Source organism: Xanthobacter sp. ZOL 2024 (assembly GCF_052932325.1).
In genome coordinates this window covers 2,402,716-2,424,975 of sequence record NZ_CM128808.1, presented here as the reverse complement: position 1 = coordinate 2,424,975, position 22,260 = coordinate 2,402,716, and the positions used below count along the sequence as shown (strand labels likewise).

The following is a 22,260-nucleotide window of genomic DNA, read 5'->3' as shown; positions in this document are numbered from 1 at the left end:
ACCTCCCCGTTGGACTTCAGTTGACGATTTTGCGCAGGTCGACTTTTGGGTTTTCGAGGTCATCGCGTGTGACCCGATGACCTGACGCAACGAGCTTTCTCAACGCCGCCATGTCCGGGCGGCGGTTCACGGTCACGCCGCCGCGCACGACACCATCCTCGACCGCGACGAGTGTGAAACGGTCCGAAGCGAGATCTCCCCGGGCGATGAGGTCTCCCGCCCCCATGTCGCCGACAACTTGGAGATTGACGTCGTACTGGTCGCTCCAGAACCACGGCGGATCGTCATATGGTGTCTCGATCCCCGCCATGGTCTTGGCGGCGGCAATGGCTTGGTTCTGCGCGTTGGCCCAGGTCTCCACCCGGCGCCACCGGCCGGTACGCGAACAGCGCTGGAGCGTTACGTCGCCCGCGGCAAAAACCCCATCGATGGGCGTGCGGCCGCAAGCGTCCACCTTGATTCCGTCCGGACCATCGAGCCCCATTTGCACCGCAAGCGCCGTCTGCGGCTCGGCCCCGATGCCAACCACCACCACGCTTGCCGGCACCCGTGAGCCATCGGACAGCACGAGCCCGCCGTCTTCCACCGCGGATACGGTCACCCCGAAACGGAAATCAACACCCGCGGCGCGATGCCGTTGCAGCAAGAAATCGCTGGCGACGCCGGGCAGAGCCCGGGCGAGAAGGGTCTTACCCGCCTCGATCACAGTTACGCTTGCCCCGGCAGCCACGGCGGCCGCCGCCACCTCGAGCCCGATCACCCCGCCGCCGATCAGAACCACATGGGCGCCTGGGATGAGAGCCTCCCGCAAGGAAACGGCGTCTTCGATGGTGCGCAGATATCGCACGGGAACAGGTCCTGCCTCCAAGACCGGCAGGTGCCGGGCGACGGTTCCCGTGGCCAGCAGCAGCTTGTCGTATTGCAGTTCACGCCCGTCGCTGAGGCGCACGATGCGATGTTCCACATCGACGGCTTCCGCCTTCGCCCCGACATAAACGTCCACGCCGATCTCGCGCCACGCCTCGGCGGTCTTGACCAGAACGACGGGCTCTTCCGGCTTCAGAAGAACCTCTTTGGACAGCTGGGGGCGCTCATAGGGCAGATGAATCTCGTCGCCGACGAGAGCAATAGATCCCTTGTAGCCTGCCGTCCGCAGTGCTTCGGCAGCGCGGGCACCGGCCTGGCCGGCGCCGACAATGACGATCCGATCGCGTCCATCAGCTTGGTTCTGAGATGACGTCATTACCGTTTCCGTTCAGGCCGCACATGAAGCTTTCGCTCCGGCACGGCGCCAGGAGTGGTTTCCATGTAATATTTATAGATATATATATTTATATTAGGCCACTTCTGCTCGCTTAAAAAGCGTACATACGGTTTGTCGAACAGTTGAACGAATTCGCCACAACAACTGTGTCGTTAAATAGTGCAAATGACCGATAGCTTCTGATTTGGCGATAGCCTCTCACAGCCCGTCTCCTCCAATGATTTTTGTTGCCCATCAGCTCCGAAGAGACGGTGGGCAGCTCCCCGACGTTCGGGCGGGTTCAGCGCGATCCAACACGCGCCGATTTCGCGGGACAGTCACTGTACTTTCGGTCGGGGCGATGCCGAGGCCCTGGCGCCAGTCTGGCCCGTGCCGGACCACTCATGGAGGACCGGCGGAGCTAAACGATCAAGAGACCTGTGCGGATGTCACAGCTCGGACGACGGCCGGGAAAATTCCGCCAGGCAGACGCAATAGGGAAGAAAGATGCGGACCGCCTTTTCTGTGCTCATCATCCTTGCGGGCCTGTTCTTCATCGGCACCTGGTATACCGCCAGCTACGTGCCCAACGCCTACATTGGCACCGGGGCAATGTTCGATGCCAACCAGCCCAATGACATTCTCGCTCTCGGCGTCGGCCTCGTCCTGTGCCTGCTCGGGCTCCTGGGCCGGCCGCTGGCTGGGCTGTCCATCGCGGCGGCGGTTTTTGTGAGTCTCGCACTGGCCGGCGCCTTGTCGCCGGGGGATACGATCTTCGCGCTGTTCCATGCCAACGCAAACACACGGTTGGCCTATGGCGGGCTGGGACTTGGAGCAGTGCTGCTTCTCAGCCTCGCCATGCGGGCTATCCCCCTGGATCAGCGCGCCTAGAGCATTTCGGCGACGCGTTTTCTCCACACGGGCGTCCAGGCCCGAAGGCGCCAAAGGCACTGCTCGCGAAAGGGACAAGAGTTCTTTCCGTGATCGGCCAAAGGCGAAACATAGGGAATTTCTGCCCCATGACCCTACCGCAAATCGCGTTCGTCCTCTTCTGCGCCATCGCGCTCGGAGGGCTTCTGATTGCCATCCTTCATCTGTGCCGGATACCGGTGCCCGCCGTCCTTCCCCCGCTGCACGGCCTCGGCGGACTGACGGCGGCCGGGCTGCTGCTCTACGCCAATCTTGCCGCCCCCGCTCCACTCCCTCCAGAAGCGTGGTGGGCCTTCGGCGTGCTTGCCGCGGGCCTGCTCGGTGGCGGCCTGTTCTTCGGCCTGATGTACCGTCGCGCTCGACCATTTCTGCTCATCGCGGGGCATGGATCGCTCGGGGTGATCGGTCTCGTCCTGCTCTATCTGGCGGCCTTTTGAGCAGCGAGAGGATACCCCGCCGCCCGATCGCGTATCCGCACCCCGCACGCCGGCCCCGTACTAAGGTCCGGGACGGGGGACGCCACCGGAGACTAAGGGAAAATGCGTCCCTGTCGAAAGGTGGGGGGTTTTCCGGCGCGGTGAAATCGGACGCGCAAGCACCGAAGGGTGGCCGCAGACGACATGATCGAAGCGGATCGAGGCTTAGGAGGACACGCCTTCCGCCCCCTTCTTGCCGCCGACGGTCCGCCGCCACCGTTCACCAAGTGTTCGCCAGGCCACTCGGCGCGGCGGATGAGCCGGCAAGAGCCGTTTTCAAGCGGCCTCAAAATCAATCTGCGCGGGGCGAGCAACACGTCACATGCGCCACCGCGGGGATGAAACCACACAGGGAGAGCTCAAGCAGCATGAAAGACCTTCTTGAACGCCAGCGCGCCGCCCACCTCGCCTCAGTGCCCCTGACCGCGGCGCAGCGCATCGAATGGCTCGACCGTCTCATCGGTCTCATGGTGGATCATCAGCACGAGATCGCCGACGCGATGAACGACGATTTCGGTGGGCGAAGCCGGGAAGCTTCCCTGATGGCGGACGTCCTCGCGGTCGTCAGTTCCCTCAAGCTTGCCAAGGCGCATGTGGCGGAATGGATGCAGCCCGTGCCCCATGAAGGGATGTTTCCCGACGCGGAAGCGTGGGTGGAATATGTACCGCTGGGTGTCGTGGGCGTCATCAGCCCGTGGAACTTTCCCTTCAATCTCACCTTCGCGCCTCTCGCCGGCATCGTGGCCGCCGGCAACCGCTGCCTCATCAAGCCATCGGAATTCACGCCGGCTTCGTCCGCCCTCATGGCGCGCATGATCTCCTCGGCTTTCGACCCGTCGGAGATCGCCGTGGTGACAGGCGGCTCCGATGTGGCTCAGGCGTTTGCCGCTCTGCCTTTCGATCATCTCCTGTTCACCGGTGGCGGATCGGTGGCGCGCCATATCCTGCGGGCGGCGGCCGACAACCTCGTTCCCGTGACGTTGGAGCTGGGCGGGAAATGCCCCGTGGTCGTTTCCAAATCCGCCTCCATCGCCGATGTGGCGGCGCGCGTCATGACCATCAAGGGGCTGAATGCCGGCCAGATCTGCCTCGCCCCCGATTATGTGCTCGCCCCCGCAAGTGAGGTAGATGCCTTCGTTTCAGCGGCACAGGGGGCGGTGGCCAGCATGTTCCCCACCCTCGAAAAGAATCCCGACTACACATCCATCGTCAATCAGCGGCACTTCGACCGGCTGCAAGGCTACCTCGCGGATGCCCGCGCCAAAGGGGCCACGGTCATCGAAATCAACCCCGCCGGGGAAGCCTTCGCGGGCAATTCCCGCCGCATTCCGCCGACCCTCGTGCTCGGCGCCACCGACGACATGCAGATCATGCAGGACGAGATCTTTGGCCCGCTGCTGCCGGTCAAACCGTATGATTCCATCGACGAGGCGGTCTCCTACATCAACGGCAAGCCGGCACCCCTGGCGCTCTATTATTTCGGCGACAGCGAGGAGGAGGAGCGCTACGTACTCGACCATACCCGCTCGGGCGGCGTGACCCTCAATGACGTGATGACCCACGCTTTTGCGGAAAGCCTACCGTTCGGCGGCGTGGGTCCCTCGGGCACCGGCGCCTATCATGGCAAGGCCGGCTTCACCAATTTCAGCCACGCCCGCTCCATCTATCGTCAGAGCCGGACGGTGGAAGCCGAGTACATGATCCGCCCGCCGTTCGGCGAACCCCTGCGCCAGTTCCTCACCGCGGCGATCGCGCGCTGAAACCTATGCAGGGCGCCTGGAGATACCGCACCTCATCTGCCGGCCCCGCGGGGCCGGCAAGCGCCCGAGAAGTCGAGATCATCGGAATGACTCCGTTTTGGAAAAGCTGGTTCACCAAGGCCGAGCCAAGAAAGGTCACGTTCTTGCCCTTCGGGGTGGATGTTCCCGTGGAATCGGGCCAGACCTTGCTCGAGGCGGCGCTGGCGCACAACATCGCCTTCCCTCATAGCTGCACGGTCGGCACCTGCGCCTCTTGCAAGTGCCGCCTGGTCTCCGGACAGGTCAAGCCGGCCATGGATTTCGGCTACACCCTGTCCAAGGAGGAACTGGACGCAGGCTATATCCTCGCTTGCCAGGCCAACCTGACGTCGGATGCGGTGGTGGAGGTGGAAGCCGCCGGCGCCGATGCGCCCCCGCCGGAGCACTTTCAGGGCAGGATCACGGGCAGGATCGCCCTCACTCACGACATCCTCCAGGTAATGGTGGAACTGGACCGGCCGATCCGCTACGCGGCCGGCCAGTTCGCCACGTTGCGTGCCGGCGCACTCGCGCCGCGCTCCTATTCCTTCGCAGATCCGCCTGAGCGCAACGGACGCACCGACATCAGCTTCTTCATCCGGCTGACACCGGGTGGGGCCTTCACCGAGCCCTTGTTTGCGGGCGCATTCGACGGCGTGCCGCTGGAGGTGGAGGGGCCGCACGGCACCTTCTTCCTGCGCCCCGGCGACGGACCCATCATCTGCGTTGCCGGTGGGAGCGGGCTTGCGCCGCTGCTCAGCCTTCTCGCGGACGCCCGCAAGAAGAACATTCGCCGGCCAGGTATCCTGCTGTTCGGCGCGCGGACGGCGGCAGATCTCTACAAGGTGGAGGAAATCGAGCAGTTGGCGCGAGAATGGCTAGCGGACTTCCGCTTCGTTCCGGTGCTCAGCGCAGAGCCCGAAGCATCAGCTTGGCCCGGACGGCGTGGACTGGTGACAGAGGCGCTGAGCGCGCTTCTCCCCGCCGTAGTGGAGTCCAGCCCGATGCCGGCGCAGGCTTATATGTGCGGCCCTCCGCCCATGATCGACCAGGCGATATCCGTGCTCACGGCCGGCGGGGTCGACATCGGCTGCATTCACTACGACAAGTTCACCGATGCGCGGCCGCATCAAGGCTCCCCCCAACCGCCGGAGCTGACACGCGCATCCTGAGAGAGCTCCACCCCTTCGTCCCGCACGGGGCGGATCCGCGGGTTTCGATCTGAGCCGCGAACGTATGTAGTTTAGTTAAAGTATAAGTGTCGCAATCACATAAAATATACAATTATAGGGGAAGGAAATGCAGGCTCGATTCGATGCCATCATCATCGGAGCCGGGGCGGGCGGCCTGTCTGCGGCGGCGCGCCTCGCCCATGCGGGCTATCGGACTCTCGTGGTGGAATCGCGCGAGCGCATCGGCGGGCGTGCCTCGACCCGCGATGTGGACGGCTTCCTGCTGAACACCGGCGCCCTCGTCATCGAACGCGGTGGGATGGTGGAGCAGACCCTGACCAAGGTGGGAAAGTCGCTTGACCTCTACATCCCCAAGCCGGAAACCGTGCTCATCTGGGGTCGCCGGGAAATCTCCATGGATTCCGGCCTCGTGCCGCTCCTTCGCGATGTGGTTCCCGGGTTCCTGACGCGCCTGAGCCGGATCGTCCCCGCCATCCGGCCGAAGCCGGGGCAGTCGACACGGGATTGGCTGAACCGCTTTACCCGCAACAAAGCGATCCATGATCTTTTGGACAATGTGGTCGGTGCCATGTTCGCCGCCACGCTCGACGTCTTTCCAGCTGAAGTCTTCCTCTACTATTTCACAGAAGGCTCCGCCTTCAAGAAGATCGGCGTCCCGAGGGGCGGCACCATCGAGGTGTGGAAGCCGATGGCGGCGGTGATCAAGGAGAATGGCGGCGAGATCTGGTTGAACTCGACCGTCCGGTCGCTCACGTTCGGCAATGACGGCAAGGTCAACGGCGCGTTTGTCGACCGCGATGGTGACGCCATCGAGGTTCAGGCGCGCCTCGCCATCAGCAATGCCGGCCCGCTGGCCACGGTCAGGCTGGCCGGAGAGCAGAACCTGCCCGACGGCTATGGCCGGGATGTGGAGGCCAAGACCGATCCGGCCTCGATCATCACCGTTCACTTCGCCAGCCGTAAGCCGCTGGCGAAGTTTGACGGGCTCGCCATCTATGCCAAGACGCGCCGGATGGTCTACGCGGCCAATTTCAGCGAGCCGTCGCTCCGCCGCTGCCCGCCCGATTGGCACCTCTACTGCGCCGCCTCCGTTCCGCGCCCCGCGACCGGCGACTTCGACGAGGACCTTGAGACCAAGCTGCTGCTCCACGACATTCGAGACTATTTCCCGGGCTTTGACGAAAGCATGGTCAAGGCCATCGACGTGACCGCCCATGACTGGCCGGCGCAGCGCGCCATCACGGGCTACGATCTTCCCAATGACACGCCCGTGGCCAATCTCTGGAACGTGGGCGACGGCACGAAGCCCTATGGCCAGGCGGGAACGGCATCCTGCTCGGAGACGGCGCGGCTCGTGGTGGAAAGGATCCTGCGGGACTACCCGCTCGGCGCTTTGCGGCAAGAATGATCTTACGGGAGAGGAAACGTGGAGATTGCTGTGATCGGCGGGGGCCCTGCGGGCTGCACCGCCGCGTATAAGCTGTGCCGGGACGGCCACCAGGTGCATCTCTTCGAGGCGCAGGATCATGTGGGCGGCCGCACGGCCCAGGTGCGCAAAGAGGGGTTCAATCTCGGCTCCGGCGCGCTGTTCCTCATGGGCGGCATCTATCCGCGCACCAACGCCCTCCTCAAGGAACTGGGCAGGTATGGCGAGCTCGTGCCCTGGGATGCCAAGACCCACGTCATCGACTGGGACCACCAGCGCTACACCGTAGATTTTGATCAGGTGATGAGCTTCCTCAAGCTGCCGATCTTCTCCCTGCTTGAAAAGCTGCGCTTGAGCTGGGGCGTTCTGCGTGAGCTGGTCAAGCCCGGCCCGAAATCCTGTTTCGACGGCGCGGAGCTTGCCAAGTTCGATGAGGCAGAGTCGCTGGAAGTCTGGTCCGAAAAGGTTTTGGGAAAGAAAGGCACCACCTATATTACCTACCCCTATATGGGCTTTCTTTATGCCGTGCCCCTGCATTGGCTGTCGATGGCCCTCTACAAGGCGATCATTCAGCAGTTCTACAAGCTTTCGCTTGCCGTACCGCCCAAGGGCATGGGCCAGATCTGCGACTGGCTGATCGAGGGCAGCCAAGGGCTGAAACTTCATCTCGCCAGCCCGGTCCACACCATCACCCGCCGGGGCGATGGCTACCGCATCAAGGCCAATGGCGAGACCTATGACGTGCACAAGATCATTGTCTCGTGCGAGCCGGGCGTTGCCGCCCAGCTTCTCGGCGGGCTCATTCCGGACCGAGCGGAAACCACCCTGCAGGAATGCCTCTACAGCGAATATGCCCATGTGCAGGTGTGCTATAAGAAAAATCCCTGGCCCAACTTTCCCGTGAGCATCGCGCTCCCCGCGACCGACTTGCGCAACTGGGGCGCCTGCGTTTTGCAAAGCCGCCGCCATCCGGACGCGGTGCCGCCCGGCGCCGAGGCCGTGGGGGTTTATTTCTACACCCCGCCGCTCAGCAACATGAGCGATGAAGAGATCAAGAGGGAGGCCTTGATGGCGGTGACCGAGGTCTTTGGGGCGGCGCCGGAGCCCGACTTCGTGGAGCTGTTCCGCTACCGCCGGGGCCTGTCCATCGCCGCACCCGGACATTACAAGACTATGGACGGCCTGCACGCCCAGATGCCCGAGGGCATCTATCTCGCCGGCGACTCTTTCGCCCACGCTGGTGTCGAGGCGGCGGTCCTGAGCGGCGAGCGTGCTGCGCTGAGGGCCATGGGCAAAGCCATCTGATCGCATTCAGCAGCCGGCCAGGCGCCGTGGAGGAAACGCGGCCAGCGCGCTGCGGCCGCGCGTCCGATACAACCCATTTCGGCACTCCTCCGACACCGCAGCTCCAGGCTCCAACGCCGCTTCCTATTTTACCTTCAGCCACGAGGTAGCCTGTACTTTCGAACAGGACCCTCCCATATTTCAGAGCCGATAATTGTTCTAAAAACAATTCAATGAGGAAATGCCCAGATGACGGACATTGCCGGCCGGCGAGGGGTTCTTGCCCCTCCGCTCGACGGGCGCGGAGGGTCCATCTCGTCGCCCGATGCCACCTCCGTGATGCGATTCCCCCCGCAGAGCGAGCGACCAGAGCGTTTTCGTCCCCCGGTCTATTCCTTTCAGCCCGTGGAGACGTCGCTCTTCGCGGTGCTCGCAAAGCGGGAGGCGGGAAAGAAGATCACCACTTTGGTGGCGCCGCCCGGCTACGGGAAAACGGTCATTCTGTCCCAGCTCTACCACCACTTCCGGCGGGGGGGGCACGGCTGTCTTTGGCTTGGCCTGCAGGAGGGCGACAACGGCCTCGGCTCGGTTCTCGCCTTGCTGGAACACGCACTAGACCTTTCGGCGAAAACCCGCCCGTTCGCTGCGTCCCTGCAGCCGACCGACTCCTTCGACCGGATCGAGGCGGTCCGCAAGCAACTGCGCGACCAGAAAGCGCCGTTGGCGGTCTTCATCGACAATATCGATGTCTGCAAGGATCCCGCTGTCGACCAACTCGTCGACGCGCTTGTGTTCGATACCCCGGAAACCGTCACGCTTTACGTCTCCTCGGCGTCGACGCCGGTTCCCTTCAACGCGGGTCGGGCCAGATGCGAGGGCATCCTTCGGGCGGTGGGCGCCACCGAGCTGTCCTTTGACCAGGATTCCACAGCAGCCCTTTTCGCCCAAGCCGGCCTCAGCATCGCCGATCCCGGCGCTCTCGACACCATCGTGGAGAAGACGGAAGGCTGGCCAGCCGCGGTACGTCTCCTGCAGCTCATTGTCGACAATGAAAACTCCTTCGACCGCGGGATCGCGCTTCTTTCGGGCAGGGACATCCACATCGCGGATATTCTGTCACGGCGGCTCATGGCGTCGCTCGAGCCGGATCTCGCCCGCTTTCTCTACGAGATCGGCGAGTTCCGACGCTTCTCGGCAGCCTTTGCAGAGGAGGTGACGGGCGAGGAGCGAGCGCCCATGTGGGTCGACTTTCTCGTCGAGCATAACTTCCTCGTCATCCCCCTCGACGAAAAGCGGCAATGGTATCGCTTCCATACGCTGCTACGTGAATTCCTCACGAAGGAAGCCCGCCGCCACGTAACGGCTTCGCGCCGCTCCGAGGTCCATGGCAAGGCAATCGCTTGGCTTTCCCAGCGGGGCGACTATCTCGGCGCCCTCGACCTTGCCCTCAACGCGAAGGAGCTGACAGCGGCCGCCCTCTTGCTGGAGCAGGTCGCCTGCCTTCTCGTGCGCGACCAGGGCGATACGACGGCTTTCATCGGCTGGCTCAAGCGCGCCGAAGATGCGGGGGTGAGCAAGGGACCTCAAGCAACATTCTGGTATGTCTGGGCGCTCATTTTCGAGCGGCGGTTCGAGGCGGCCAGAAAAGAAGCGCGTCGAGCCGCAGCGGCGCTCGAGTCAGCCGAGCCTGCATCCTTCTCGGCCGATTTCAAAACCAAGCTCGGCATCGTCGACGTCATCGTCGCAGTTCAGCTCGACACGACCTCCGACATATTGAATGAAGCCGCCTCCTGGCTCGCGACCTACCCTCACGAGGATGCGTTCGACGTGGCGGTGGCCGCCACGTCGGTGGCGCTCGCCCGCCTCGCCCGGTTCGAGTTCGCGGAGGCACGCAGCTCCCTTCTCATGGCCAATGCCACCATTGCCCGCTCCACGGCGGTCTATGGGCGATGCTGGGTGGAGGTGGCGACGGCAATCCTGGAGATCTCCCAGGGCAATCCGCTGATGGTGGAGGAACGCCTCTTGGCAATGGAGGCCGAGGCTCGGCGCGAGATCGCCCCGTTCGCAAGCATCGCCGCCATCATCGCCCTGGTTCGCGCTGCCGCTTTGTGCGACCTCGGCCACCACGGCGAAGCCGGCATCCTTGTCACGGCCAATCTCGAACGGGCGGCGCACAACGAGATCCCTGATACGGCCTGGCTCGGAATCGAGGCGGCGCTCGCCTGCGCCGTTGCCGGTGCACCCCAGTTTACCGATTCCGACCTCCGCCGCATCGCGCGCGACTACACCAAACGGGTGAGCATCCTGACGGAGTTCAAGCTGATCCAGCGCGACCTGCTACTGGGCCGGTTGGAAGACGCCTTCGATCTGGCGCGGAATCTCGGCTGGGATGCACGCGTCGGCTGGCCGGCAGTACTGCTCGAGGACGTTTCCCCCATGGTGATGGCTGCGGCGGCCTTTACATCGGCGAGCCTGCTGATGGCTTCAGGCCACCATCCGGCGGCAGCGAATCTAGCGCAGGAGGAATTGCGCCGCGCCCAGGAGACCGGCCGACGGAAGGCGCAGGTAGAATGGCTGTTGTTAAGCGCCGAAATCCAGATGCACGCCAACGCGCGTCCAGCCGCCCTCCGCTTCCTGTCGCGTGCTATCGCCACGGCTGCGAAACGCAACCTCTTTGGCCCTTTCGTGGAAAGGAGGGCGTTTCTGGCGCATGTGCTTGAGAACGGACGCGTGAAAGAGCTTGGGCTCACCAACCGCGAAGAACTCGCCGCCTATGGCGAAATCCTCAGCCGGCTGGGCGTCCAGCCCTCAGCCCACGAGTCGGACAATCAGTTCGAGAACTTTGCCGACCCACTCACCCCACGGGAGATCGAACTGCTCCATCTTCTGGAAAGCGGGCTCGACAACGCGCAGCTTGCAGACCGCTTGGCGGTGACGGTGCGGACCATCAAGTGGCACCTGTCCAACCTTTATGCGAAGCTCGATGTGAAAAATCGATCCTCCGCAGTGGCCAAAGCGCGCACGCTGCGGTTGCTTCGGCATTGAACTTATTCCGCGAGCGCCCAAATGGGCCGGCGAGTGCCCCTTCAACGACCGAAACGGCCAACGAACTCCCGCCTTGCGGGTCGGCAGCAAGACTGCCGACCGCGCTTCGCCCACTAAATTGTTGGTAGAGACGGGATTATCCGATCTGATCGCGGCGCGATCAGATCGGCGCGGGCTCTAAGCCTACAGGCTCATGAATATCCCACCGTCCACGATGATGTTCTGTCCATTCACATAGGACGCCTCGTGGCTGGCCAGCCACAGCGCCGCGCCGGCAATATCTTCCGGAACCTGCGGCCGTTCGACAGTACGCATGGACGAGGCTACACCCTCAAACTGTTCGTGCTGCTGCGCATTGGCGACCGCGTTGGCCGAATGGGTGTATCCGGGCGAGATGGAGTTGACCAGGATGTTTGCTTTGGTCGCCGCAAACTCCCGCGCCATAGCCCGGGACATCGCCGCCACCGCGCCCTTGCTCGAAACGTAGTGCAGCATGAAAGGCACGCCCATATGCGCAATGACCGACGCGATATTGATAATTCTGCCCCCGCCGCCCTCTCGCATCGCCTTGGACACGGCGCTGGAGCAAAGCCACGGCCCCTTGACATTCACAGCATACAACTTGTCCCAGTCCGCAATGGAGATTGCGTCCATAGGAACATAGCTGAGCCCCGTGAAGATACCGGCATTGTTCACCAAGATATCGATCTTCCCGAAGCGCTCGAGCGTGGCCTCTGCCATTCTCTTGGTGCTCTCGGGATCCGAGACATCGGTGAACAGCCCCAATGCGACGTCGGCACCGAATTTCGCGGCCGCTTCCTCGGCCCCCTTAACATCGGCAACGACAATTTTTGCACCCTCATTTAGATATGTCTGCGCGATTGCATTGCCAATGCCGGTCGCGGCACCCGTAATGATCGCCACCTTGTCTTTCAGTCTCATCACGCCTCCAGGCATCCTCGCCCAATGTGGTTGTTGTCGCGTCACCGGCGTTACGATGTCGGCAGTTGTCGGCATCGCAGCGGCGTTTGCGGCCTGACGCATCGACGCTGTCAGTTCGGCGTCCGCATCAGGCCGATGGCGGGCGCTATTCCGCCGCTATGCTCGCAGGGCGGCCCGCCGCCTCATCGAACCAATCGGGCCAGCCGGCTGCGCGGTTCTTTTCCCGGGCGATGCGTCGCTCTTCTGGAGAGGCTTGCGTCAGGTCCCACTCCTTGAGCGCCGGCTTGGCCACCAGATTGGTCCACACCGGGGGCACAAGTGCTGTTGCGAAGCAGATGAAGACGCTCGGCATCTTCACCGCCTTAGTGTCGGGCACAAGAACGTAGTAGGGCTTGTAGGCGTCCAGATGATGGTCCGCGTGATTGACGATCTCCCATCCGAAGATGCGGCTCAGTGGATGCAGGTGGTTCCACACATGGCGCTTCTGGATGGGGGCGCCTGGGACGCGGATCAATCCATAGTGCTGAAAGTAGTTGAAGGATTCGGCCCAGATGCGACCGATCAGCATGGCGGTAAGGCAAGCCAGCACGGCCTTCCATCCTCCAATGGCGAAGAAGGCCGCTTGGATGATGAGCTGCGCCAGGATCAACTTGTAGATCCGGTGGCCGAGCGACCAGCGGCCCTTGCCGCGCTTCTCGAGCGCGGCACACTCTGCCCGCATGGACGTCCGGGTGCTTTCCACCAGAGCGCCCGCGGTGAAGCTATAGAGATTGAGCCCCCGATCCGCCGTATCGGAATCCGGCGCGGTGGCGACGTCGATATGATGGCCCATGACATGCGCGATGTCGCGGGTGACATCGAAATAGCACAGCTGTGCCACCTGACCCACAAAACGGGACAGGGAATTCCGGTAGTGGTAGAGCTCGTGCGAGACAGGCACCATGGGCACCACCGAGAGCCACGCCAGACCGACCACCGACCCCACCACCTGCCAGCCCGTCAGGTCTTCTTGGCCGACGCGCCAGGCGAACACGAAATACAGCCCCAGTCCCGCGAAGGACGCGAGATAAAGCGGCACCGTCGCCCAAAAACGGCTTGTGATTTTTCGAACGGAATAGTCGCGCGGCAGGATGGTGTCGATGAGCATCAGGATCGGAAAGCTCAGAATCGCTGCATAGACCCAGTTCCCGCCTTGATAAAAACCATAGCCCGCAATCAATTGCACCAGTATCGGCAGATAATACAGAAGGTATGACATGGCGCTTCTCCCTTAGGGTCATCCAAAGCCGACGACAGGCGCGGCGCCTGCAATCCACACTTTCGACGTTGGCTTGATGTTGGAGCCCTATTGGGTGAGGAAGGCCGTACCAAAGTGCGGGTCGCACCACTTCGGCGCTTCTCTCCCATAGGAAGCGCGCCCGACTGCCGACCCTTGTATCAATTCTGCAACGGATCGCGGCATCGGTGGCCAGGCCATACAAAAGTACAGGGCGCCACCTCTCCCCTCCGTATCGACTCCCCGAGAGCGAAGCGTGACGAATCCATTTCGACCGGATTTCCCCGGCAGCAAAGCCCCGTGCGTTGCTCGGATTGGCCACCCCAAGCTTAAGAACAAAATGCATTGTCATCCGCTTATGCGGCTCAATACATATCCTGGGGAGGAGTTATGCAGTATCTGTGGAAAAAAAGAATAGCAACTCGGCTTTCCATCATTGCGGCATTGATGTGGGGGTGCCTTGCCTCCCAATGCTATGGTGCAGATCTGGACGATGCTCAACCGAAGGTGACGCCTATCGAAAGCCGCTCTCCCTGGTTCGTCCGACTGGGTGCGGGTGGGATCTATTTCGATTCAAGCGCTTCTTTGAAAGCCGCGGGAACTCCTGTTCTCGGCGCGACGGCCACCGCCGATGACAACTACACCTTCCTATTTGATGTGGGCTATTATCTCTACGATCGCATTTCTGTGACGTTCACGGGCGGTTACCCACCCACCACGGCTCTCACCGGCCAAGGCACGGCCACCGCCCTCGGTGTCGTCGGACGGACCGTCTATGGCCCTGCCGCCCTTACCGCCCAGTACCATTTTGCTGAGTTTGGCGCATTCCAGCCCTATCTCGGTGGCGGACTCGCCTATGCGATCATCTTTAATTCCGAGGACGCGGCAACGAAGAATCTCAGCATCAAGGGTGCGCCGGGGCTCGTGCTTCAGGCTGGATTCGACATCATGCTTGATCAACATTGGGGCATGTATCTCGACGTCAAGAAGCTTTATTTGCAAGTGAACGCGACCGGAACTCTTGGTCCCGCACCGGTGACGGCCGATATCACATTGGATCCGCTCGTGGTGTCGACCGGCATCACCTATCGCTTCTGATGCAAGTTTGGGGGCGCCCGCTGAATCTCGCTGCTGAAACGGCTCCCTACTGAAATCACGATGCTCGTGTTGTCTAGGCTTTCGGCCGACCTCCCGGCCTGCGTGTCCGAGCACGCCAACTGGAAACCTCCGTTCTGGAGGTTTCCTTATTCTTTCATCGCGAAGGACCCGAAAGAGGACGATCAGATGTTGGATCGCCGGCAGAAAATCATGATCGGCCATGCGGCGCTCATCCTTCTCGTGGCCCTGGTGGCAGGCATTTGCCTGCTGGTCAGCCTTGTGGGCGGGCTCGAGGTGACGCCCGGCCAGATCCATCCTCTCACCCTGCCGGGCGAGCCGGCAGCTTGGGCGCGAACGCACGTGGGCGGTATCCTCAACGCCCTGCTGGTGATCGCCGTGGCGCTCGTCCTGCCAGGGCTCGGCTTTTCCGACCGTGCCGCACGCCGGATCGGCTGGGCTCTCGTCGGAACCGGCTGGGCCAATACGCTCTTCTACTGGGCTGCGCTCCTCGCTCCGAACCGAGCGCTGACGATCGGAGCGAACCCATTCGGTCACGGAACGCTCGCGTCCATCATCGGGTATGTTCCAGGTTTGATTTTCGCAATCGTTTCTCTCGTCGCCGTAGCGGCGATTGCTCGCCAAGCCTTCCGCTCTGCGGGGTAGAGATGACTTCATTGTGGGAAGCCGTTCAGGTTGGCTGAAAGGGCGCTGGCACTGCCTGCCGAACCATCAGTGGGCAGTGCCAGGACATCTTTATTTTGACGCGTCGTCGATCGCCTTTCGAATCGAGCGATAGGTCTCGTAGAAAAGCGTCCTGGCGTCAGTATAGCTCTTTTGGACGGCCTTCCAGGCTGTACTGGAACCTTCTTCGAGCCGTGCGAGCCTCGCCTGGGCATCATCGACCTGCGCCTTCAATGCGGCGATGCGCGCTTCAATGGCTACGCGCTGGTCGGCCCCGACCTTCTCCGCCCGTGCGCGCAAGTCCTCGACCGATTGCAGCCAAGCTGTGCGCCTGGCGTCCAATTCCGCCTGGAGCACGGCCCGGCGCGTCGCGAGGTCTGCTTTGGCGGAATCCAGGTAGGAATCGCGCGCGGATTGGAATGCCGTCCAGTTTGCATCGAGCCGTTCTTGAGCCGCGCTGACCTGCGCATCGGTCCAGGATTTCGCGTTGGCGATCGACGTGTCGGCCTGCGCTCGATAAGCGTCGCGTTGCTCGCGCAGCGTCTTGATTGCGGCATCCGCCTTGGCGCGCGCCTCGCCCGTAAGCGCTGCGGCGTTGCGCTCTAGCGCGGCGATGGTCGCATCGGCCTCCGCCAGACGATCCTGGGTCCATTGGATGGCCTGGCGGGCCGCCGAAGTCTTATCGACGTCCTGCGCCGGCGGCGCAGCGCCCTCGGCACGTGCGGGCGGGGTGGCGAACGCGAGAGCGGGAACCAGGAACGCAATCCCGGCGATGGTGGCGCGCATGTTCTTCATTGTGATCTCCGCAGCAGGAGGAAGGTGTCGGAAAGCCCGTACGTCACATGCGTCAGAACAACTTGACGAACGCACCCTTGATCTTGTCGATGGTGCGGTCATGAACCGCTTTTGCCTCCGCAAGACCGCTCTTCACAGCCTCCCAAGATGTATCTCCTGCGTCCTTGACCTCACCGATCCTTGCCTGGAACCTCTCGGCCTCCTCGGACAGACGATTGATGGCCGCGTCCAGTTCCCCGCGCGCGGTGTCCACCGTCTCGGCGGCCTGATCGCGCAGCCCCTTCAGCGAATTGTCCCAGGCCTGGCGCTGCGCTTCGACACGCGCCGCCACCAGACCACGCACCGTGTCCGCCTGGTCGGCGAGCGCCCCGAGGAAGGACTGGAAGGATGTCTCGACCTCGACCCACTCGGCGTCGAGAGCATCCTGGAGATCTTCCGTGGTGCGCTCGAGATCCTCCGCTTCGGCGCGAAGCTCATCGTATGAGCGTTGCAGGCTGGCGCGGGACGCCTCAAGACGCGCCAGCGCGGCATCCGCTTCCGCACGGACACTGCCGCTCAGTTCGCGGGAGGTCTTCTCCACTTCGGAGATGATCGTGTCCAGCTCATCGAGCCGCTGCTTCGCCCATGCGATGGTTTCGTGAGGGTATGATTTTTCACCCATCGTGCACCTATTCTCGTTGTTGTAGAATAATATCTACATTTTATGATATATATAGATATTTGTGCGTCGCAGTTATTGATCTATATTAAAGTTTACGAGAAAATTGCTTCGACATAGATCGCGAACCATGGCCTCGAACTGCGCGACGTGCCCCCCTTGGAAGCCGGGCCAGCCGATGCTGCGAAGCACGATGCCGCGCAGGAACCTGAAGCTCATGATCGCCGTCACGATTGCGCTGACGCGCAGCCGGATCGCTTCGTCCTCTGCCTTCGGGCCGCATGTCGCGCGTGCGGCGAGAACGAGCCGGTCCACCAGTGGCTTGATGGCCTGCGCGTGGATGAGCTCGAATGCCTCGTCATTGTCGTACGTGCAGCGGGCGAGGAACGACGTCCAAGAGTGCGGCTCCGCATCCTCCAGGACGATGTGCAGCAGATGGATGAGGGCGCCCTCGAACCGGCGCCTCGGGTCGACATCCGCGCGCTCGTCCAACACAGCATCGACTTCCTTGAAGCGAGCGCGTGCATAGTCGGCGATCATCTGCGCTGCTGCGAGGTAGAGCTCCTTCTTTCCCCCGAAGTGATAGGGAATGGCCGACAGGTTCGCATTCGCAGCCTTGGCCAGGATGCGTGTGCTGGCCGCCTCATAGCCGACCGACCCGATCACCTCGATCGTCGCCTCCAAGAGGTGCTCGCGTGTCTTGGCGCTGCGGGCGTCGTGGCCGCTCGGTGCTTTCGATTTCAATGGCATTGCAATTTCCTCACTGAATAATTAGTTCATTCGAATGAACTTATCAAGTGGCCATTCGACGCGTTCGCGACCGGTCCGCTTAAGCTCAAGAATTCTGATGCCTTACCAAAAGGATACGTCATGTCGCCCTTGACCTTGCCTGATCTCGCGGCGGCCTTGGCGCTAGAGTCCACCCGCCGCGGCGCCACCACGCGGGGCGCAATCATGCCGCTCGGGCAGCCCGTACCAGCGGCCGGACGGACGGCGTGCCACGCGGCGCCTATGTGGCGTGCCACCATGTTGCGTGCGACTTGCCTTGCGGCGCTGTTCCTTCTCCTTTCGCCTGTTGTCGCCATCTCGGCGGTGGCCGCCGCCGAACCGTCCACGAGCCTTTCCGCAGTGGCCGTCGTGGAAAGCGAGGTGCCTGTGACCTACAGCGTTCCCGGCTCGGTGGTGTCGGACGGGCGCATCGACGTATCCTCACGGGTTGTCGGCTTCATCCAGCAGCTCGACGTGCGCGAGGGGCAGAGGGTGTCGCGCGGGGATCTCCTCGTGCGCATCGATCCCTCCGATATCGACGAAGCCATCCGGCAGGCGGAGGCTGGCGTGCGGGCCAGCCGGGAGGACCTCGACGACGCCAAGGCGGACGTGGAGAAATATTCCAAGCTTGCCGTCACGGGCGCCATCGCTGCGGAGACCTTGCGCAAGGCCAAGGTACGCGTGGATGTCGCCCAAGCGCTTCTCGACAAGGCGCAGGCCGCTCTCGCCGCTGCCAGGGCCCAGAAAGGCTACGCCGCCATCACCAGCCCCGTGGATGGGGTGGTGGTGGCGGTCATGCGGCGCACCGGCGAGATGGCGACCGCTGGAACGCCGCTCCTGACAGTGGAGTCCCGGGAAGTCCTCCTGTTCAAGGCATTCGTCGCCGAAAGCAGGCTCGCACAGATCGATCCGAAAGCCGAGATCAAGGTGCGGATCGATACGCTGAAGGGCAGGGTTTTCCTTGGTCGCGTACGCGGCATCGTCCCGTCTGGAGACGACATCACGCGACGTTATGAGATCAATGTGATCTTGCCATCCGATCCGGCACTGGTGCCGGGCATGTTCGGCCGCGCGGACTTCGTCTTCGGCACCCGCAAGGCGCTGCTCGTGCCGCGCGCCGCCATCGTCCATCGTGGCGGGCTCGACGGGGTGTTCGTGCTGGACGGCAACGCGGCCCGGTTCCGCTGGCTGCGCACCGGCAAGGAGATCGACGATTCCGTGGAAGTCAATGCCGGGCTCACCGCTGGCGAGACCATTCTCCTCGGCGTCACCGGCACGCTGCGCGACGGCGCGAGCGTCGACCTCACGGAGGGTCGGAAATGAGCGATTCGCGTCTCAACATGGCCGGGCGCCTGGCCCAGACCTTCATCACCTCCAAGCTCACCATCGTCTTCATCATCGCCGTCGCGCTGATCGGCGTCGTGGCGGTGCTGAAGACCCCTCGGGAGGAGAACCCGCAGATCATCGTGCCGGCAGCCCTCATCACGGTGAGCCTGCCCGGGGCGTCGGCGTCCGAGGTGGAACAGCTCGTCGTCCGGCCGCTCGAAGGTATCATGAGCGAGATGTCCGGCGTCGACCATGTGGAGAGCACGGCGCAGAACGCCCTCGCCATGGTGCAGGTCCAGTTCAAGGTGGGCCAGCCGAAGGAAGCCTCGCTGGTGAAGCTCTACGACCGGGTCCTGGCGAGCCGTGCCCGCCTGCCGGCTGATGCGGGCACGCCTTTCGTGCGGAGCATCGATGCCGACGACGTGCCCATCGTCACCGTGACCGTCGCCTCGCCGCGCTATGACGACTACGCGCTGAAGCGGCTCGCCGAGCGCATGGTGGAGCACTTGCGCAGCACCGACAATGTCTCCGTGGTCTCGGTGAAGGGCGGGCAGACGCGGGAGATCGCCATCGAGCTCGATCCCGACCGCCTGCAGGCCTTCGGAGTGACGCTGAGCCAGGCCTATGCGGCCTTCGGCGCCAGCAACCTCTCCGTGCCCCTTGCGCCCACCGTGCGCGGCGGCAGGGCGGAGGCCATCAAGCTCTCGGCCGACTTCACCTCGGCGGACGACGTGCTGAACCAGATCGTGGCCATCCATGACGGCCGCCCGGTCTATGTGCGCGACGTGGCGACGGTGACCGACGGGCCGCCAGCGGAAATCTCCACCCTGAGCCGCTTCTCCTTCGGCCCCGGCGACCCGCGCTTCGCCGGCCCCGACGCGGCGGACCTGCCGGCGGTGACCATCGCGGTCGCCAAGAAGAAGGGGGCCAATGCCGTCACGGTGGCCAATGCCGTCATCGGCCGGGTGACGCAGATGCAGGCGGCCTTCGTGCCCCAGGACGTCCAGGTGGTGGTCACCCGCGACGACGGCGAGAAGGCCGATGCGGCGGTGAACCTGCTGCTGGAGCACCTGCTGATCGCCCTCGCCACGGTGGGGCTGGTGCTGATCTTCTTCCTGGGCTGGCGCGAGGCGCTGATCGTGATGGTGACGGTGCCCCTCATCCTGTCCATCACCCTTGCGGCCGACCTGCTCGGGGGCGTCACCATCAACCGGGTGACGCTGTTCGCCCTGATCCTCGCCCTCGGCCTGCTGGTGGACGCGGCCATCGTGGTGATCGAGAACATCCACCGCCACTACGGCGTCAAGCGCGTCAGCGCCGACAAGGAGCAGATCACGGTCGAGGCCACCAACGAGATCGGCAACGCCACCAACCTCGCCACCTTCGCGGTGATGCTGGTGTTCGCCTCCCTGTTCCTCATCACCGACATGCCGGGCGACTATTTCTATCCCATCGCCTACAACGTGCCCATCGCCATGGCGGCGTCGGTGGTGGTGGCCTACATCGTCACGCCCTGGGCGGCCAACCGCTGGCTCCACCATCAGGCGGTGCAGGACGAGGACGCCCACGCGGAGGCCGCGCGCCACGGCGAGCCGGGGTGGATGGAGCGCCTCTATCTCCGGCTCATCGCGCCGCTGCAGCAGAGCCGCGGCGCCCGCCGCCTCTTCGCCGCGGCCGTGCTCCTCCTGATGGTCGCCTCGATGATGCAGGGGGCGTGGCAGTTCATCCGCCCGTCCGGCGTGGGCGGGGCGGTCTCCACGCTGGGCGTGCCCCTCGGCTTCCTGCCGAAGGACAACAAGAACACCTTCAACGTCGTCATCAAGACGCCGGAGACGACCCCCCTCGAAGCCACCGACCGCTTCGCGCGGGAGATCACGGCGCTGCTCGCGAAGGAGCCGCAGGTCGCCAATACCCAGACCTGGATCGGGCAGGCGGGCGTCGAGGATTTCAACGGCCTGTTCAAGGGCACGGCAGGCCGCAGCGGCAGCAACATCGCCGAGATCCGGGTAAACCTCACCGACAAGCACGCCCGCTCGGAAAGCTCCATCGACATCGTGCGCAATCTGCGGCCCAAGGTGGACGCCCTTGCCAGAGCCTATCCCGGCACCGAGGTCTCCCTGGTGGAGGATCCGCCGGGACCACCCTTGCGCTCAACCATCCTCGCCGAGCTCTACGGCCCCGACTCCGAAGGGTTGCGGGTGCTGTCGGGCGAGGTGCGCAAGGCCTTCGCCGAGACCTACGACGTGGTCGATCTCATCGACACCGAGCCACAGGACGTGCGGGAGCACCGCATCGTTCCGGACAAGGAGAAGGCCGCCCTCTCCAAGGTCTCCACCGCCCAGATCGCGGAAGCACTCTCCCTGATCCATGGCGGCAAGGTGCTGAGCCGCGCCCATCTGCCGGACGAGAAGAATCCGGTGGACGTGCGCGCCTACGTGCCCCGTCGCTTCGAAGTGGACCCGACCCGGCTCGACCGCGTGTTCGTGGACAATGCGGACGGGCGGCCAGTGCCCCTTTCCGAACTGGTGACGGTGACCCCCGCCGAGGCGGACCGTCCCATCCTCCACCGGGACAACGAGAAGGTGACATTCGTGGGGGCGGAGCTCTCCAACTCCGTGCCGCTCTATGCGGTGCTGGATCTGCAGCGGCGCCTTTCGGGCATCACTGCGCCGGACGGACAGAAGCTGCGCACCGGCAATCTCGGTTTTGTCCAGGACGTGCCAGACACCATCGGCGGCTACCAGCTCCTGTGGGGCGGTGAGATGCGCATGACCCTCGACATCTATCGCGACATGGGCGTGGCCCTCGGCGGCGCCCTCCTCACGGTCTACTTCCTGCTCGTCGCCTATTATCGGTCATTCCTCATTCCCATGATCGCCATGTCCTCGGTGCCGCTCGGCATCATCGGCATCTTTCCCGGGCACTGGCTGGCGGGCGCCGATTTCTCGGCCACCTCCATGGTGGGCATCATCGCCTTGTCCGGCGTGGTGATCCGCAACTCGCTGCTGATCATCGACTTCATCCAGGACAACCTGAAACACGGCATGCCGCTCGACGTCGCCGTACGGCAGGCCGGCGCGGTGCGCCTGCGCCCGATCCTCCTGACGACGCTCGCCATCATCCTCGGCTCGGCGATCATGGTGACAGACCCGGTCTTCGGCGGGCTTGCCATCTCGCTGATCTTCGGAACGGTGGTGTCCACCGCGCTCACCGTGTTCGTGGTCCCGATCCTCTATGATCTCGATGCAAGGCGGCGGGCGCGGCACCTCGGGGCCGGCGACGAAATCCAACCGGCAGGGGGCGGGGCCAAACCCTGATTGCTTGGACATGCCGGGCCGGAA

At 63.5% G+C, this 22,260-nt stretch carries 17 protein-coding genes; 11 read left to right on the top strand and 6 right to left on the bottom strand.

Annotation, left to right across the window (positions count from 1 at the left end):
- Positions 1 to 16: 16 nt before the first annotated feature.
- The gene (locus tag ACU4E7_RS11110) at positions 17 to 1,243 is read right to left on the bottom strand and encodes an NAD(P)/FAD-dependent oxidoreductase (RefSeq protein ID WP_447021552.1); all 1,227 of its coding nucleotides are present in this window, start codon (positions 1,241 to 1,243) and stop codon (positions 17 to 19) included.
- A 507-nt stretch (positions 1,244 to 1,750) separates the two neighbouring features.
- Between ACU4E7_RS11110 and ACU4E7_RS11105 the strand changes: the two genes are divergently transcribed.
- The 7 genes from ACU4E7_RS11105 (at position 1,751) to ACU4E7_RS11075 (ending at position 11,375) form a co-directional block, all read left to right on the top strand.
- Positions 1,751 to 2,134 (top strand): hypothetical protein, encoded by a 384-nt coding sequence (locus ACU4E7_RS11105; RefSeq protein ID WP_447021551.1) that lies wholly within the window; start codon positions 1,751 to 1,753, stop codon positions 2,132 to 2,134.
- 128 nt (positions 2,135 to 2,262) lie between these two features.
- Positions 2,263 to 2,610, top strand: coding sequence for a hypothetical protein (locus tag ACU4E7_RS11100; protein WP_447021550.1), 348 nt, complete (start codon positions 2,263 to 2,265; stop codon positions 2,608 to 2,610).
- Positions 2,611 to 3,017: 407 nt separating this feature from the next.
- Positions 3,018 to 4,409, top strand: coding sequence for a coniferyl aldehyde dehydrogenase (locus tag ACU4E7_RS11095; protein WP_447021549.1), 1,392 nt, complete (start codon positions 3,018 to 3,020; stop codon positions 4,407 to 4,409).
- A gap of 86 nt (positions 4,410 to 4,495) precedes the next feature.
- Entirely contained in the window at positions 4,496 to 5,599 is a 1,104-nt protein-coding gene (locus ACU4E7_RS11090) for a 2Fe-2S iron-sulfur cluster-binding protein (RefSeq protein WP_447021548.1), read from the top strand.
- A gap of 127 nt (positions 5,600 to 5,726) precedes the next feature.
- Complete coding sequence (locus tag ACU4E7_RS11085) at positions 5,727 to 7,028, top strand: phytoene desaturase family protein (protein ID WP_447021547.1); 1,302 nt, start codon at positions 5,727 to 5,729, stop codon at positions 7,026 to 7,028.
- Between the two features lie 18 nt (positions 7,029 to 7,046).
- The gene (locus tag ACU4E7_RS11080; RefSeq protein WP_447021546.1) at positions 7,047 to 8,351 is read left to right on the top strand and encodes a protoporphyrinogen/coproporphyrinogen oxidase; all 1,305 of its coding nucleotides are present in this window, start codon (positions 7,047 to 7,049) and stop codon (positions 8,349 to 8,351) included.
- Between the two features lie 228 nt (positions 8,352 to 8,579).
- Positions 8,580 to 11,375, top strand: coding sequence for a LuxR C-terminal-related transcriptional regulator (locus tag ACU4E7_RS11075; RefSeq protein WP_447021545.1), 2,796 nt, complete (start codon positions 8,580 to 8,582; stop codon positions 11,373 to 11,375).
- 183 nt (positions 11,376 to 11,558) lie between these two features.
- On the opposite strand, the gene ACU4E7_RS11070 is transcribed toward ACU4E7_RS11075, so the two are convergent.
- Both ACU4E7_RS11070 and ACU4E7_RS11065 read right to left on the bottom strand, forming a co-directional pair.
- Positions 11,559 to 12,317 (bottom strand): SDR family NAD(P)-dependent oxidoreductase, encoded by a 759-nt coding sequence (locus ACU4E7_RS11070; RefSeq protein ID WP_447021544.1) that lies wholly within the window; start codon positions 12,315 to 12,317, stop codon positions 11,559 to 11,561.
- A gap of 145 nt (positions 12,318 to 12,462) precedes the next feature.
- On the bottom strand, positions 12,463 to 13,575 hold the full coding sequence (locus ACU4E7_RS11065; RefSeq protein WP_447021543.1) for an alkane 1-monooxygenase: 1,113 nt from the start codon (positions 13,573 to 13,575) through the stop codon (positions 12,463 to 12,465).
- 408 nt (positions 13,576 to 13,983) lie between these two features.
- Between ACU4E7_RS11065 and ACU4E7_RS11060 the strand changes: the two genes are divergently transcribed.
- Together ACU4E7_RS11060 and styC are read left to right on the top strand one after the other, a co-directional pair.
- The gene (locus ACU4E7_RS11060) at positions 13,984 to 14,691 is read left to right on the top strand and encodes an OmpW/AlkL family protein (RefSeq protein ID WP_447021542.1); all 708 of its coding nucleotides are present in this window, start codon (positions 13,984 to 13,986) and stop codon (positions 14,689 to 14,691) included.
- Between the two features lie 60 nt (positions 14,692 to 14,751).
- Positions 14,752 to 15,354: a styrene-oxide isomerase StyC gene (gene styC, locus ACU4E7_RS11055; protein ID WP_447021541.1), complete on the top strand. Its 603-nt coding sequence runs from the start codon at positions 14,752 to 14,754 to the stop codon at positions 15,352 to 15,354.
- A gap of 90 nt (positions 15,355 to 15,444) precedes the next feature.
- Here styC and ACU4E7_RS11050 read toward each other — a convergent pair whose 3' ends face one another.
- From ACU4E7_RS11050 to ACU4E7_RS11040, 3 genes are all read right to left on the bottom strand, one after another.
- Positions 15,445 to 16,167: a hypothetical protein gene (locus ACU4E7_RS11050; protein WP_447021540.1), complete on the bottom strand. Its 723-nt coding sequence runs from the start codon at positions 16,165 to 16,167 to the stop codon at positions 15,445 to 15,447.
- A 52-nt stretch (positions 16,168 to 16,219) separates the two neighbouring features.
- Positions 16,220 to 16,828, bottom strand: coding sequence for a hypothetical protein (locus tag ACU4E7_RS11045; RefSeq protein WP_447021539.1), 609 nt, complete (start codon positions 16,826 to 16,828; stop codon positions 16,220 to 16,222).
- Between the two features lie 72 nt (positions 16,829 to 16,900).
- Positions 16,901 to 17,575 (bottom strand): CerR family C-terminal domain-containing protein, encoded by a 675-nt coding sequence (locus ACU4E7_RS11040; protein WP_447021538.1) that lies wholly within the window; start codon positions 17,573 to 17,575, stop codon positions 16,901 to 16,903.
- A 120-nt stretch (positions 17,576 to 17,695) separates the two neighbouring features.
- Here ACU4E7_RS11040 and ACU4E7_RS11035 point away from each other — a divergent pair, with 120 nt between their 5' ends.
- Both ACU4E7_RS11035 and ACU4E7_RS11030 read left to right on the top strand, forming a co-directional pair.
- The gene (locus tag ACU4E7_RS11035; protein ID WP_447021537.1) at positions 17,696 to 18,916 is read left to right on the top strand and encodes an efflux RND transporter periplasmic adaptor subunit; all 1,221 of its coding nucleotides are present in this window, start codon (positions 17,696 to 17,698) and stop codon (positions 18,914 to 18,916) included.
- Entirely contained in the window at positions 18,913 to 22,236 is a 3,324-nt protein-coding gene (locus ACU4E7_RS11030; RefSeq protein WP_447021536.1) for an efflux RND transporter permease subunit, read from the top strand. Before ACU4E7_RS11035 ends, ACU4E7_RS11030 begins: the two co-directional genes overlap by 4 nt.
- Positions 22,237 to 22,260: the final 24 nt, after the last annotated feature.

Excerpts from the sequence above, each read along its gene's own strand:
- ACU4E7_RS11110 (WP_447021552.1), bottom strand. The coding sequence starts at position 1,243 with ATGACGTCATCTCAGAACCAAGCTGATGGACGCGATCGGATCGTCATT.
- ACU4E7_RS11105 (WP_447021551.1), top strand. The coding sequence starts at position 1,751 with ATGCGGACCGCCTTTTCTGTGCTCATCATCCTTGCGGGCCTGTTCTTC.
- ACU4E7_RS11100 (WP_447021550.1), top strand. The coding sequence starts at position 2,263 with ATGACCCTACCGCAAATCGCGTTCGTCCTCTTCTGCGCCATCGCGCTC.
- ACU4E7_RS11095 (WP_447021549.1), top strand. The coding sequence starts at position 3,018 with ATGAAAGACCTTCTTGAACGCCAGCGCGCCGCCCACCTCGCCTCAGTG.
- ACU4E7_RS11090 (WP_447021548.1), top strand. The coding sequence starts at position 4,496 with ATGACTCCGTTTTGGAAAAGCTGGTTCACCAAGGCCGAGCCAAGAAAG.
- ACU4E7_RS11085 (WP_447021547.1), top strand. The coding sequence starts at position 5,727 with ATGCAGGCTCGATTCGATGCCATCATCATCGGAGCCGGGGCGGGCGGC.
- ACU4E7_RS11075 (WP_447021545.1), top strand. The coding sequence starts at position 8,580 with ATGACGGACATTGCCGGCCGGCGAGGGGTTCTTGCCCCTCCGCTCGAC.
- ACU4E7_RS11070 (WP_447021544.1), bottom strand. The coding sequence starts at position 12,317 with ATGAGACTGAAAGACAAGGTGGCGATCATTACGGGTGCCGCGACCGGC.
- ACU4E7_RS11065 (WP_447021543.1), bottom strand. The coding sequence starts at position 13,575 with ATGTCATACCTTCTGTATTATCTGCCGATACTGGTGCAATTGATTGCG.
- ACU4E7_RS11060 (WP_447021542.1), top strand. The coding sequence starts at position 13,984 with ATGCAGTATCTGTGGAAAAAAAGAATAGCAACTCGGCTTTCCATCATT.
- styC (WP_447021541.1), top strand. The coding sequence starts at position 14,752 with ATGCTCGTGTTGTCTAGGCTTTCGGCCGACCTCCCGGCCTGCGTGTCC.
- ACU4E7_RS11050 (WP_447021540.1), bottom strand. The coding sequence starts at position 16,167 with ATGAAGAACATGCGCGCCACCATCGCCGGGATTGCGTTCCTGGTTCCC.
- ACU4E7_RS11045 (WP_447021539.1), bottom strand. The coding sequence starts at position 16,828 with ATGGGTGAAAAATCATACCCTCACGAAACCATCGCATGGGCGAAGCAG.
- ACU4E7_RS11040 (WP_447021538.1), bottom strand. The coding sequence starts at position 17,575 with ATGCCATTGAAATCGAAAGCACCGAGCGGCCACGACGCCCGCAGCGCC.
- ACU4E7_RS11035 (WP_447021537.1), top strand. The coding sequence starts at position 17,696 with ATGTCGCCCTTGACCTTGCCTGATCTCGCGGCGGCCTTGGCGCTAGAG.
- ACU4E7_RS11030 (WP_447021536.1), top strand. The coding sequence starts at position 18,913 with ATGAGCGATTCGCGTCTCAACATGGCCGGGCGCCTGGCCCAGACCTTC.